This window comes from Paralcaligenes sp. KSB-10 (assembly GCF_021266465.1).
In the GTDB taxonomy this organism is placed as follows: Bacteria; Pseudomonadota; Gammaproteobacteria; order Burkholderiales; family Burkholderiaceae_B.
This window is the reverse complement of record NZ_CP089848.1, coordinates 757069-770418: the sequence shown is the minus strand read 5'-3', so window position 1 is coordinate 770418 and position 13350 is coordinate 757069. Positions and strand designations below refer to the sequence as shown.

The following is a 13350-nucleotide window of genomic DNA, read 5'->3' as shown; positions in this document are numbered from 1 at the left end:
GAACACTCTGTAATAATATTTTGATGCATTTTTCTGAACATGGAAGCTGAACCAAACCGAAATCCTGCTCCCGCCGACTGGCGACTCTGTGTCGCTCCCATGATAGACGTGACGGATCGGCATTGTCGTTTCTTCCATCGCCTGCTGGCGCCGCGCGCACGCCTGTATACCGAGATGATTACCACAGGCGCCTTGCTGCACGGCAATGTTGCGCGCCACCTGGATTTCGATGCGTCCGAACAGCCGGTCGCATTGCAACTGGGCGGCAGCGAGCCCGAGGCTTTGGCCGATTGCGCCCGCCTGGGACAGCAATGGGGCTACGACGAAATCAATCTGAACTGCGGTTGCCCCTCGGAGCGGGTGCAGCGCGGGGCCTTCGGCGCCTGCCTGATGGCCGAGCCCGATCTGGTGGCCGATTGCATCAAAGCCATGCAGGATGCGGTGTCAATCCCCGTTACGGTCAAGCACAGGCTGGGCCTCGATTACGAGGATTCCTACGAGTTTGTGCGCGATTTCGTGGGCAGGCTTCATGCCGTCGGGTGCCGAGTGTTTATCGTGCATGCGCGCAACGCCGTCTTGAAGGGCCTGTCGCCCAAGGACAATCGAGAAAAGCCGCCTTTGCGCTACGAGTATGCGGGCCGGCTGAAGCGTGATTTTCCGGATTGCCGGATAGTGCTGAATGGCGGAATTGTCGAGTCGCCCCACGCGGTGGCTTTGCTGGAGCAATTCGATGGCGTGATGCTGGGGCGGGCCGCCTGGCATAACCCTGCCATCCTGTCGGATATCACGCGCTTGATCGATCCGCATGCCGCCCTGCCCGAGCCGGCGCAGGTGGTGCACGCCATGAGGGATTACGCAGCGCGGGAAATAGGAAAAGGTGTGCCTCTGAGGATGATAGTGCGCCCGATGCTGGGCTGGGTCGGCGGCCGCACCGGTGCTCGCCATTGGCGCCGTACCTTGTCGGACCCAAAAGTGCTCGGCGGCAATGATCCCGAAACTATCGAGCGCGCCTGGTCTGACTTGACGATGCGGGTGGAATAGCTTCAAGACAAGTGCCACGATAGTGTGGCACTTGTCTTGAGCACGGCGTTGCCGGCAAACGTCAGGTGGAAGAAGTTTCGCTGTCGGAAGGCCAGTCGCGGATATATGCCTTGAGCATATTGTTTTCGAATTGTTGCGCCGCAACAATTGCCTGCGCCATGTCGTAAAAGGAAATGACCCCCAGCAGCATCGGGCCGTCCATGACCGGGATGTAGCGCGCATGCTTTTCAAGCATGAGGCGCTGCACTTCATCGGCATCGGTATTGGGCGTGACGCTGACCGGTGCGTCGTCCATGATGCTGCGTATGGTGTTGGTGCCGGTTGTGCCGTCGTTGTCGTGCAGGTGGCGGATGATTTCACGGAAAGTGAGCATGCCCGTGAGCTGGCCGTGATCCATGATGACCAGGGAGCCTATGTCTTGCTCGCTCATGGTTTCCAGGGCTTGCATAATGGGCATGTCAGGCGAGGCGGTGTAAAGGGTGTGACCTTTTACACGCAAGATTTCACTGACTTTTAACATTGCTGATCTCCAGGGTGGGCGCTAGCCGTATGCTTATTTTGCACCATAACATTGGTTTCGGGTAGCGCTTCGTAGGGTTCGAGGATTTCTTCGAGCGCTATGTTACGCGACTGTGTCAGCGAGCTCGACAGTGCGTCGATCAGCAGGCGATCCTGAGTCAGGCGGGATTGGCCGCGGTCGATCAGCAGGGCATCGATAATTGGCCCCAGCGTTGCGTCGCGCATATCGCAGGCCAGCACCCACTGCTCAACGCCGCGTTCGTGGGACTGCACGATGTAGCCGAGCACTTTGAGCGTGTCGAGCACCGGCAGCAGTTCGTCCTGATCCAGGTGCAGGTGCGCGCTCAGGTAGCGTACGCTGCGCCCCGGCGGCAGGCTGCCCTGGGCGCCGTACAGCAGGCGTATGACATTGACGGCATCGATGAATGTTGCGCCGGGTTGGCGGTTTTCAGCCCAGCGGCGCAGGCGCAGCAGCGGCAGGGTAGCCGCCACCGTGGCACCGAACAAAATGGCCAGCCATGACAGGTAAATCCAGAGCAGGAAGACGGGAAGTGTGGCGAAGGCACCGTAAATCACGGTGTAGGAGGGAAAGCGGGTCAGGTAAAAGGCGAAGCCCGCTTTCATGATTTCCAGCACGACAGCCGCGCCGAAACCGCCCGCGAAGGCGTCTTTCCAACTGACGTCGCGATTCGGCACCATCATGAACAGAGCCGCAAAGCCCAGCCCGGTGGCGATCATGGGGACGAATGACAGCGCGAAGCTCAGGGCTGCAGACACTTCGGCGACTCGCCCCAGGGATTCGCGCGCCAGAAACGAAGTGGCCCATAAGCTGGCCCCGGCCAGTATCGGCCCCAATGAAATGATGGCCCAATACACCAAAATACGCTGCCGAAATGGACGCTGGTGCATGACGTTCCATATATCGTTGAGCGCCTTGTCGATGGTCATGATCAGCATGATCGACGTTACGATAAGAAATACACTGCCGATTGCCGTCAGGCGCGAAGCCTGTGCCGCAAACTGGTTGAGGTAGTTCATGACATTGTTCGAAACAGCCGGCGGCATGAGGCTATTGCTGAAAAAGTCTTCCAGTGCCAATTTGAAGTCCGCAAACAGCGGAAACGCGGTGAACAGGGCCAGGATCACCGCCAGCAGGGGGACAATCGCAAGCACGGTGGTGAAAGTCAGGCTTGCGGCCACCTGGGTCAGTTTTTTCTCGCCTGCCCGGTACGCCGCAAAGCGCAATACTTTGCTGGCGCTGGCGCGCCAGCCCATCTCATGCAGTACGGGCTTGGCAGGGTCGTTCGTGGTGAGGACAGTGGAGGAGACCGAGCTTTCTTTGGCGATCGGTGCCGTGGCGGCGCGCATGGCAGTCGCCGCCGATTCGGTATCGGATGTTGAGCGGGCGGATGGCGTTTGATTGATAGTCATGAGCCGGCCTGTAAAGTTCTCGCTGTTTTGGGGCAGGTATGCGGGGCGGCGAGATTCAAGTGCCACATTCGAGTGATAATAACAGCATGAATACGCAACTAAACTCCAAATTGCGCCTTGGCGCGGCCGCGGCCCTTGTGGGCCTGATTGTTCTATGCCTGGTATGGGAGCTCAAGGCGGCGCCTTTGCGTCCGGGCGGTTCGCTACTGGTTTTGAAAGTCTTTCCGCTCCTGTTGCCTTTGCGGGGAGTACTCAAGGGCAAGGTCTACACTATGCAGTGGGCCGCCATGCTGATTCTGCTTTATTTCATGGAGGGCGTGGTGCGCGCCTATTCCGATCCGGCGCCTCTGTCGACGTACATGGCCTGGATTGAAATTGTCCTGTCGGCGGTTTTTTATTTGTGCGCCATTTTTTATGTCCGGCCGGCCAAGCGCGCCGCCAAGGCCAAACAGGCAGCCCAGGCCGGGCAAGCAGTCCAAGGCAAGCAGGTCCCATGAAATTCGATTCAATCAATCAGTTGAAAATCGTCAATTCGTTTGCCGATCTGCCAACCGCGTTTTACACCCGGCTGGCCACCCAGCCCCTGACACGGCCGCGCCTGCTGCACGCCAATGCCGATGTGGCCGGGCTCTTGGGCTTGTCGCCCGCGGCGCTGGCCGAGCAGGCATTTCTCGATGTGTGTGCCGGGACACTGCCTCTGGCCGGCGGCAAGACGCTGTCGGCGGTTTATAGCGGCCACCAGTTCGGCGTGTGGGCGGGCCAACTGGGCGATGGCCGGGCCCACTTGCTGGGCGAAGTCGTCGGCCCGGCGGGTTCCTGGGAATTGCAACTCAAGGGTTCGGGCCGCACTCCGTATTCACGCATGGGAGACGGCCGTGCGGTATTGCGTTCGTCGGTGCGCGAGTACTTGGCGGGCGAAGCCATGGCCGGGCTGGGTATTCCCACCACGCGAGCCCTGGCGCTGGTGGTGTCCGACGATCCGGTGTATCGCGAAACCGTCGAAACCGCGGCTATTGTTACCCGAGTGTCTCCCAGTTTCGTTCGCTTTGGCTCTTTCGAGCATTGGCACTCTGCCCCGGAAAACTTGCGTGCCCTGCTGGATTATGTCGTGGCGCGATTCTATCCCGAATGCCGCGAGGGCCAGGTGGGCGAACCGAATTCGCCCAATGACGTCGCCCTGCGTTTTTTACGGGCAGTGGTGGTGAAAACTGCCGAACTGGTGGCGGCCTGGCAGACTGTCGGCTTTTGCCATGGGGTCATGAATACCGACAATATGTCGATACTGGGCCTGACCCTCGATTATGGCCCGTACGGATTCATGGACGCGTTCCAGATCAAGCACATCTGCAACCATACGGACACACAAGGGCGCTACGCCTGGAACGCCCAGCCCGCCGTGGCTCACTGGAATTTATACCGGCTGGCCAATAGCCTGGTGGCGCTCGACATTGAACCCGAAGCCCTGAAGGCCGAGCTGGAGCATTTCGAGGCGGCGTTTCTGAATACCTATCGCCGGCGCCTGGCCGACAAATTCGGCCTGCGCCAATGGCAAGAAGGTGACGAAACGCTGGTCGACGATTGGTGGCGGCTGCTGCATACCAATCGGGCCGACTTTACCTTGAGCTTCCGGACTCTGGCCCGGGCCCCGCAAAATAGCGACGCGTTTCTGGCTTTGTTTGGGGATAGGGCGGCGGCCCGGGCGTGGCTGGATGCGTATACGCAACGCCTGGCGCTCGACGAGCGTGCCGGCGCCGAGCGCGCTGACCAAATGGATAGGGTCAATCCTCTGTATGTGCTGCGCAATCACCTGGCTGAAAAAGCCATTCAGGCGGCCAAGCAGGGCGATGCCGGCGAAATCGACACCCTGCTCACGCTCTTGAGCGATCCCTATACGGCTCGGGACGGTTGCGAAGCCTATGCGGCGCTGCCGCCCGAATGGGCCTGCCAGCTGGAGGTCAGCTGTTCGTCGTAGGCAAAGTGATGCCATAATCCCGCTTACCGCGTTTTTGTTTCACTACTTAAAAAACATTATGTCCGGCAACACCCTAGGCAAATTATTCTGTGTCACCAATTTTGGCGAATCCCACGGCCCGGCCATTGGCGCCGTGATCGATGGCTGTCCGCCCGGACTGGCCCTGAGCGAGGCCGACATCCAGTTCGAGCTGGATCGGCGCCGCCCCGGCACTTCGCGCCACGTAACCCAGCGCCAGGAGGCTGACCGGGTGGAAATCCTGTCGGGGGTATATCAGGGCGTTACCATGGGTACGCCCATAGGCCTCTTGATACGCAATACCGACGCGCGCAGCAAGGACTACACCAATATTGCCGATACCTTTCGTCCCGGGCATGCCGACTACACCTATAGCCAGAAATTCGGCCGGCGCGATCCGCGTGGAGGAGGGCGCTCTTCGGCACGCCTCACGGCCCCGACCGTGGCTGCCGGCGCAATAGCCAAGAAATGGCTGGCGCAAACGCATGGCATAACGATACGCGGCCATATGAGCCAGCTGGGCCCTATTTCGATTCCCTTCAAGTCGTGGGACGAGGTGGGCAACAATCCTTTTTATGCGGCCGACGCGAGTATTGTTCCCGAGCTTGAAGCCTATATGGATCAGCTGCGGCGCGACGGCGATTCGATCGGCGCCCGTATCGAAGTGGTGGCCGAAAATTTGCCCGCCGGCTGGGGCGAACCCTTGTACGACCGGCTCGATGCCGATATCGCCCACGTCATGATGGGGCTTAATGCCGTCAAGGGCGTGTCGATCGGTGCCGGCTTCGAAAGCATTGTGCAGCACGGTTCGGAGCACGGCGACGAAATCACTCCCCAGGGGTTCCTGAGCAATAACGCGGGCGGCGTCCTGGGCGGGATTTCCTCCGGGCAGCCCATAACCGTGTCGCTGGCCATCAAACCTACCTCGAGCATCCGCACCGAGCGACGCTCGATCAACAGCGCCGGCGAGCCTGTGCAGGTGCAAACCCTGGGCCGCCATGATCCCTGTGTAGGCATACGCGCCACACCGATTGCCGAGGCGATGCTGGCAATCGTTTTGATGGATCACGCATTGCGGCACCGTGCGCAATGCGGCTGACTCCTTATTTCAGGCTTTCGGCTTGTAGGCGGTAAGGTCGATTTCGACCTTGGCGTCTATCATGAGCCGGGCCTCGGTGGTGGATCGGGCCGGGCGGTTGGCCCCGAAACATTCCATATACACCCTGTTGAAGCTGCCAAAGTCCCGGGCGTCGGCCAGCCATACATTGGCTTTGCAGACATCGTCCAGGGTGCAGCCGGCCAGGGCCAGCGCCTTTTCCAGATGCTTGAATACCTGGCGGGTTTGAGCCTCGATGCCGCCAGTCACGACCTGGCCTTGATCGTCGGTCGGGACCTGGCCTGATACGAAAACGAAATCGCCGGCGCGAACCACGGGCGAAAGCGGGCGCGCCTGCCGATCCGATGCCGTGGGTGCCTGGCCCAATAATTCGATAGAAGCCATTTGTTTCTCCTTTTTGTAAAAAAATTACAGGAAAACCCTGATATAAAGGTTATTGACGGATTTTTCCGAGATGATTAGCATTCTATTTGTAATTTTATTACTAAATGGTGCCACTATGCAATCTTCCAACATTAGCAAAAACAGCCTGTTTCTCGAGCAGCATAGTCCTGCCCGGCGCAAGGTTTTATTGATGGGCGCCTTGGGTATTTCCGCAGCCGCCTTGGCTGGAAACAAGGTTTTTGCCGCCGGCGGCGGGCAGTCCGCCAGCCTGGCGATGATAGGTGATCCGCAAACGCTGGATCCCATGCTGACTACGGCGGATCTGGTGGGCACCATCATGCAGCACGTTTACGAGCCTCTTTACACTTTCGACGCCAAATGGAATGTGGTTCCCATGCTGGCGGCGACAATGCCTGTGATTTCAGACGACGGCAAGGTGTTTGAAATAGCCTTGCGCGAAGGGGTCAATTTTCACAATGGCCAGAAAATGAGCGCCGAGGATGTGGTTGCGTCGCTTGAGCGGTGGAGCAAAATATCGCCGCGCGGCAAGGCCGTTGCCAAGGAAATAGCCGAGATAAAAATAATCTCGCCCGCCAAGATAGCCATACATCTGAACAATCGCTACGCGCCCTTGCTGGCCCAGTTGGCGTTTTCCTCCAGCATGGCGGCGATTCTTCCCAAAAGCACGATTGCCATGCCTTTGACTCAATTCATAGGCACAGGCCCTTACAAATTAAAGGAACGTCGCCCCGACCAATACACCATCATGGAGCGCTTCGACTCTTATTCGGCGCGCACCGAAGCTCCCAGCGGGTATGGCGGCAAGCGCACCGCAATCATCAAAGAGCTGCGGTTTGTGCCGGTGCCCGATTCGAACACGCGGGTCGAAGGCGCTTTGTCGGGTCAATTCACCTATGCCGATTTGCTGCCGGTGGAGTCTGTAAAGCGGCTGGAGCGCGGCGGCGAAGCGATTGTCCCCATCATTACCAAGAACTTCGGCTTCCCCTACCTGGTGTTCAATACCAAAGAGGGCACGCTGCAGTCGCAAGCCATGCGTCAGGCCGTGCAGACATCCATGTCCGCCGACGAACTCATGGCGGCTGCATTCGGCGATCCGCGTTTCTTTATCGTGGAGCCGAATTTCTTTCCGAAAGGAACGCCTTATTATTCGGATGCGGGTGCCGAACACTACAACAATAACAATCCCAAGAAAGCGGCCGAACTGGCCAAACAGGCTGGGTACGCCAATAAGCCGATTCGCATCCTGGCCAGCCGGCAATACGAATTCCATTACAACATCGCAATGGTGCTGGTCGAGCAGTTCAAGCGGGCTGGCCTGGCTACCGACCTGCAGGTGGTCGATTGGGCCACTTTGCTGCAGCGTCGCAATGATCCCAAGCTGTGGGATATCTACATTACCCATTCGGGCCTGTTCCCCGAGCCCATGCTGTCGCCGCCTCAACTGGGGTCCGGCGCGCCCGGCTGGTGGGATTCACCCGAGAAAGCCGCCAGCATCAAGGCCTTCAACGACGAAGTCGATCTTGCAAAAAGGGCGCCGTTGTGGGGTGGCGTGCAGAAAGTCGTTTACGATCAGGTGCCATTCGTCGAGCTGGGCAAGTTCAATAGCCTGTCGGCGAGATCGAGCAAGCTGCAGAATTTCCTGCCCGGCGCCTGGCCTTTCTTCTGGAATGTGACGCTCGCTTAAGAGGCCGCGCTCAAATGCTCGATCGTATCAAGTTCCTGTTCGCGCGCTCGCTGGGTGCCTGCGTGGTGCTGCTGATCGTGGCGGTCCTGGTATTCGCTCTGGTGCATATGGCGTCGGGCGATCCCATCGCCGTGCTCCTGGGCGACCAGGCCACCGCCAGCGACATCGCGCAAGTGCGTACGATGTACGGGCTTGATCAGCCTTTGTTGACTCAGTTTTTTCTGTGGATTCAGCAGGTGCTGCATGGGAATCTGGGTACCTCCATATTCCTGCAGAAGCCGGTTGCCGAGGTTTTGCTCGAACGGGCCGAGCCTACCGTGTTGCTGGCCACTTTTTCTGTCGCGATTGCCACGCTTATCGGTGTTCCATGCGGAGCGCTGGCCGCCGTGTGGCGCGGATCCAGAACCGACCAGGTGGTCAGCGCGGTGGCCATGCTGGCGGCCAGCGTACCCAGTTTTTGGATGGGCTTGATCCTGATCCGGATCTTTGCGGTGCAGATGGGCTGGTTTCCCGCCTCGGGCTACGGCCCTCCCGAAGCAAACCTGGCGGGGCATGTGTATCACCTGGTGCTGCCTTCCATTGTGCTGGGCGTGCTGAATTCCGCCTTGATCATCCGTTTTACCCGGGCGTCGATGCTCGATACGCTGGGCGAAGATTATGTGCGCACCGCCAGGGCCAAAGGCTTGTCGGAGACGACCATCATGGTCAAGCATGTCATGAAAAATGCATTGATCCCTATTGTGACTGTCATCGGCCTGACGGCGGCCCTCATGATAGGCGGCACGGTCGTCACCGAGACCGTTTTCAATTTGCCGGGGGTGGGAGGGCTGGTGGTGCGTGCGGTGCTGCGTCGCGACTATCCGGTGATTCAAGGTACGCTGCTGGTAGTGGCGTTCATCTATGTGTTGATCAATTTTTTCATCGATTTTTTATACACCGTTATCGATCCCCGTATTCGTCTGCACAAATAGATCACCATCATGAATACAGCCACCATGCCGCCCAGCCGATTCCAGTACCTGGCCCGCCGCTATTTCGCCCGCCGTGTCGTGCTGTTTGCCACCGTGATCCTGGTCCTGGTTGTTGTCGTGGCGCTGAGCATTTCGTGGCTTTCCAATGTCGATCCCGGCGCCATTTCCATTATGCAGCGGCTTAAAGCGCCATCTTTGTCGCACTGGGCCGGCACTGATCAATTGGGGCGCGACGTCTTTTTGAGAATGGCCTACGGCGGCCGCTATTCTCTTACCATCGGCCTCGTAACGGCTTTCGGCGCCGTAGTCATAGGTACCGTGCTGGGCATAGTGGCAGGCTATTTCCGCCTGGCCGATGCGCCGATCATGCGGGTCGTGGATGCCATGATGGCGTTTCCCGATATTCTCCTGGGTATCGCCCTGGTCGCTATTCTTGGGCCATCCCTGTGGAACGTTATTCTTGCCCTGGTGATTGTCTATACCCCCAGGGTGGCAAGGGTGGCGCGCGCCTCGACCCTGGTTCTGCGAGACTTGCTGTATGTGGATGCCGCCAGGGCCATCGGTACGCCTACCTGGAAAATCTTGTATCTGCATATCCTGCCGGGCCTGATCTCGCCCATCCTGGTACAGCTGACCTTCATCTTTGCCTATGCCATTCTGGCCGAAGCCGGCCTGTCGTTTCTGGGTGTCGGCGTGCCGCCGTCCATCCCTACCTGGGGAACGATGATTTCCGGCAGCCTCAACTATTCCGACCAGGCTTTCTGGACGATCATCTATCCTGGCCTCGCCATCGTCGTGACATCCCTGTCATTGCAAATCGTGGGTGATGGCATACGGGATTCGCTCGATCCCAAGCTGAGGAAAGCAGCATGACGATTTCCTCAGGCACCTCCGGAAACAGTGTCGCGCGCATCGAGGTGGACTCCCTGTCGACCTCGTTCATGACAGATCGCGGCCGCATACAGAGCGTGTCCGACGTTTCGTTTTCCATTCCGGCCGGTTCCACGCTGGCGCTGGTCGGCGAGTCAGGGTCGGGCAAATCGGTGACCAGCCTGAGTTTGATGGGCCTGCACGCCAGGACATCGCATCCGCAGGTCAGCGGCAAGGCCATGTTCTTGCGGCGCAATGGCGAGCGGGCGAGCTTGTTCGACCTGTCGGAGCGCGAGTTCCGGTCGCTGCGCGGCAACGAAATGGCCATGATTTTTCAAGAGCCCATGACGAGCCTGAATCCGCTGCTTACGGTGGGTGAACAGATTGCCGAAGCGACGCGGCTGCATTTGGGCTACGACCGCAAGCAAGGGCGGGCTCATGCGCAGCGCATGCTCGAACTTGTGGAAATTCCCGCGGCGGCGCGCCGGGTCGGGGAGTATCCGCACGAGTTGTCGGGCGGTATGCGCCAGCGCGTCATGATAGCCCTGGCCATGGCATGTTCGCCGACCCTTTTGATTGCCGACGAACCGACAACGGCTCTGGACGTCACCATACAGGCGCAGATTCTGGCCCTCATAGGCCGCCTGCAAAAGGAAACCGGCATGAGCGTATTGTTCATTACTCATAACCTGGGCGTGGTAGCCCAGTATGCGGATAATGTAGCGGTGATGTATGCCGGGAAAATAGTTGAAAATGGCGATGTCAGGCGAGTGTTCGCAAAGCCGGCGCATCCTTATACGCAGGCCTTGCTGAGCTGCCTGCCTGCCATGGCCAAGAAGGCGAATATGCGCGACGCGGGGGGAAGACTACGCCTGGCGGCCATCGAAGGGCAGGTATCGAGCCCTTTCGATATGCCGCCGGGATGCGCATTCAGCCCGCGATGCCCTTTGGCCGATGCGCAATGCAAGGCGTCGGTGCCTGGCTTGTGCAGCCTGGAACATAGCGGCGGGCGTGTGCGCTGCTTCAAGGCGCAGGGGGTCGTGGCATGAGCACGCGCGAATCCATGGTGGATATTCGGGGCTTGAGCAAGAATTTTGGGTCGGCCAGGGCGCCCGTCCAGGCGGTCAGCAAGGTGAGCTTTGCCATTTTCAAGGGTGAAACCGTGGGACTGGTCGGGGAGTCGGGATCCGGCAAGACCACCATAGGAAGAATGCTGAGCCGCCTTACCGATCCGAGCGCCGGCGAGATGTGGTATCACGGTGTACAGCCCGCAGTGGATTTGGCTAAACTCAGCCAGCACCAATACCGTCCTTTGCGGTCGGAAATTCAGGTGGTGTTTCAAGATCCCTATGCCAGCTTGAACCCGCGCATGCGCATACGCCAGATTCTGGGTGAAGCGCTTGACGCGCACGGCCTGGCCGGCGGCCCGGCGCGCATGCCCCGGATTCATGAATTGCTCAGGCAGGTTGGGCTGAATGAAGATCACGCCGAGCGTTTCCCCCATGAGTTTTCGGGAGGCCAGCGGCAACGCATCGGTATTGCACGGGCGCTGGCTGTCGAGCCCAAGTTCATCATTGCCGACGAGCCCTTGTCTGCCCTGGATGTGTCGATCCAGGCACAGGTCATCAATTTGCTGGGCGATATCAAGGACAGGCTGGGACTGACCATGCTGCTGATATCGCACGATCTGGATGTGATCGAGTATTTGTGCGACCGGGTGATTGTGCTTTACTTGGGTCGTATCGTGGAAATCGCTCCCACCGAAAAGCTTTACTCGCAGGCATTGCACCCGTATACCAAGGCGCTGTTGGCGGCATCGCCCATCCCCGATCCCGAAGTGTCCCGGCCTGTTCAATTGCTGGAAGGCGATCTGCCCAGTCCGGCCGACCCGCCTTCGGGCTGCGTGTTCAGAACGCGCTGTCCGCTGGCCGAGGCGCGCTGCGCACAAGCCGACATGAGTCTGCGCGAACATAGTGCGGGCCATTGGCAAGCCTGTTGGCGCAACTTTTGACTGACTCCCGAAAAAAGCCTGGAAATTGAAATGAGCATGAATCCAAAAAACCTGTTGAGCCGCAGTTTCAAAGGGTTTCCCTATACCGCCGAGGCCTGCCCGGTGGACGATATCGGTCGATATGGCTGGAATCTGTTCAACGATGATTTGCCGTATCCCATGGCGGTCATCAAGGAGGCCGAGCTCGAGCACAATTTGCGATGGATGCAGGCGTTTGCCGGGGAGCGGAAAATTTTTATCGCCCCGCACGGCAAAACCACCATGTCGCCCCAGCTGTTTCGCAGACAGCTTGAGTTGGGGGCATGGGGCTTGACCTTCGCGACGGTTTTTCAAATCAACGCCGGGCTCGAGGCAGGAGCGAAGCGCATCATCATTGCCAATCAGGTGGTCGCCGACGCCGATCTCGACTCCCTGGCTTATTTGCTCGAAAACGATCCGGAGTTGCGTATCTGGTTTCTGGTTGATTCGCCGGCCCAGGTTGAGCGGATTGAATCGTGGGCCAGCCGGCGCGCCAGAACGACTCGTTTCGACTGTCTGCTCGAGGTCGGCATCGAAGGGCAAAGAACAGGCTGCCGGACTCTGGCCGAAGCCATAACCCTGGCCGGACGAGTCCGGGGCTCCAATAATCTGGCGCTGGGCGGCATAGAGTGCTACGAAGGAGGCCTGGCACATTGCCAGACCGAGCACGATCGCAAAGAAGTGGAAATCCTGATGGCGCGTGTCGCGGAAATTACCAAAGAGTGCGACCGGCTCGGCTATTTCGAAGACGGGCAGGTCGTTATGAGTGCCGGAGGGTCGGCGGTTTTCGATCTGGTCGTGCCCGGACTCAGGATGTCTTTGTCGAAACCCGTGGTAGGGGTTTTGCGCTCTGGCTGCTACATCACGCACGATCACGATTTTTATTCGAAAATGCTGCGTAACGTCGAGCAGCGCGAAGGGCTGAAGGCCAGCCTGCTGCCTGCCCTGGAGGTCTGGACCATAGTCCAGTCCGTGCCTGAACCGGGCCTGGCGATATTGAGCTGCGGCAAACGGGATATTTCCTACGATTTATCCCTGCCTGTGGTTACGCATTATTCTCCCAGGAGCAAGCTGGAAAAGACGCCGGCGCCCCAGGGCTGGAGCATTTCCGCGCTTAACGACCAGCATGCCTACCTGCGCTTCGCACCCGGCTCGCACGCCCCGGAAGTCGGGGACCGGGTCATTTTGGGGATCTCCCACCCTTGCACTACTTTTGATAAATGGACCTGGCTGCCGATTATCGACGAGGCGGGCACAGTGGTCTCCGCGGTCACCACGCGTTTTTAGGAGTCC

Annotated in this window: 13 protein-coding genes; 10 read left to right on the top strand and 3 right to left on the bottom strand. The window is 59.0% G+C overall.

Annotated features, from left to right (window positions below):
- Positions 1-39 precede the first annotated feature (39 nt).
- On the top strand, positions 40-1041 hold the full coding sequence (gene dusA / locus LSG25_RS03570; RefSeq protein ID WP_255696626.1) for a tRNA dihydrouridine(20/20a) synthase DusA: 1002 nt from the start codon (positions 40-42) through the stop codon (positions 1039-1041).
- 61 nt (positions 1042-1102) lie between these two features.
- Here dusA and LSG25_RS03565 read toward each other — a convergent pair whose 3' ends face one another.
- Positions 1103-1561, bottom strand: a complete 459-nt coding sequence (locus LSG25_RS03565; RefSeq protein ID WP_232743341.1) for a CBS domain-containing protein — start codon at positions 1559-1561, stop codon at positions 1103-1105.
- Positions 1555-2835: a YihY family inner membrane protein gene (locus LSG25_RS03560; protein ID WP_232744551.1), complete on the bottom strand. Its 1281-nt coding sequence runs from the start codon at positions 2833-2835 to the stop codon at positions 1555-1557. Before LSG25_RS03560 ends, LSG25_RS03565 begins: the two co-directional genes overlap by 7 nt.
- A gap of 242 nt (positions 2836-3077) precedes the next feature.
- On the opposite strand from LSG25_RS03560, the gene LSG25_RS03555 reads away from it, so the two are divergent.
- The 3 genes from LSG25_RS03555 to aroC are packed head-to-tail and all read left to right on the top strand — an operon-like array spanning position 3078 to position 6080.
- Positions 3078-3488: a DUF2069 domain-containing protein gene (locus LSG25_RS03555; RefSeq protein ID WP_232743340.1), complete on the top strand. Its 411-nt coding sequence runs from the start codon at positions 3078-3080 to the stop codon at positions 3486-3488.
- Complete coding sequence (locus tag LSG25_RS03550; protein ID WP_232743339.1) at positions 3485-4963, top strand: YdiU family protein; 1479 nt, start codon at positions 3485-3487, stop codon at positions 4961-4963. The genes LSG25_RS03555 and LSG25_RS03550 overlap by 4 nt, the downstream gene beginning before the upstream one ends.
- Positions 4964-5021: 58 nt before the next feature.
- The gene (aroC, locus tag LSG25_RS03545; protein ID WP_232743338.1) at positions 5022-6080 is read left to right on the top strand and encodes a chorismate synthase; all 1059 of its coding nucleotides are present in this window, start codon (positions 5022-5024) and stop codon (positions 6078-6080) included.
- Between the two features lie 9 nt (positions 6081-6089).
- Here the strand turns inward: aroC and LSG25_RS03540 are convergent, their stop codons facing one another.
- On the bottom strand, positions 6090-6482 hold the full coding sequence (locus tag LSG25_RS03540; protein ID WP_232743337.1) for a RidA family protein: 393 nt from the start codon (positions 6480-6482) through the stop codon (positions 6090-6092).
- Positions 6483-6597: 115 nt separating this feature from the next.
- Here LSG25_RS03540 and LSG25_RS03535 point away from each other — a divergent pair, with 115 nt between their 5' ends.
- From LSG25_RS03535 to LSG25_RS03510, 6 genes are read left to right on the top strand one after another with little or no spacing between them, the layout of a single operon-like run.
- Complete coding sequence (locus LSG25_RS03535; RefSeq protein WP_232743336.1) at positions 6598-8187, top strand: ABC transporter substrate-binding protein; 1590 nt, start codon at positions 6598-6600, stop codon at positions 8185-8187.
- Positions 8188-8201: 14 nt separating this feature from the next.
- The gene (locus LSG25_RS03530) at positions 8202-9158 is read left to right on the top strand and encodes an ABC transporter permease (RefSeq protein ID WP_232743335.1); all 957 of its coding nucleotides are present in this window, start codon (positions 8202-8204) and stop codon (positions 9156-9158) included.
- Positions 9159-9167: 9 nt separating this feature from the next.
- The gene (locus tag LSG25_RS03525) at positions 9168-10031 is read left to right on the top strand and encodes an ABC transporter permease (RefSeq protein ID WP_232743334.1); all 864 of its coding nucleotides are present in this window, start codon (positions 9168-9170) and stop codon (positions 10029-10031) included.
- Entirely contained in the window at positions 10028-11077 is a 1050-nt protein-coding gene (locus tag LSG25_RS03520; RefSeq protein ID WP_232743333.1) for an ABC transporter ATP-binding protein, read from the top strand. Before LSG25_RS03525 ends, LSG25_RS03520 begins: the two co-directional genes overlap by 4 nt.
- Entirely contained in the window at positions 11074-12039 is a 966-nt protein-coding gene (locus tag LSG25_RS03515; protein WP_232743332.1) for an ABC transporter ATP-binding protein, read from the top strand. Before LSG25_RS03520 ends, LSG25_RS03515 begins: the two co-directional genes overlap by 4 nt.
- 30 nt (positions 12040-12069) lie before the next feature.
- On the top strand, positions 12070-13344 hold the full coding sequence (locus LSG25_RS03510; protein ID WP_232743331.1) for an amino acid deaminase: 1275 nt from the start codon (positions 12070-12072) through the stop codon (positions 13342-13344).
- The last annotated feature ends 6 nt before the right edge of the window (positions 13345-13350 follow it).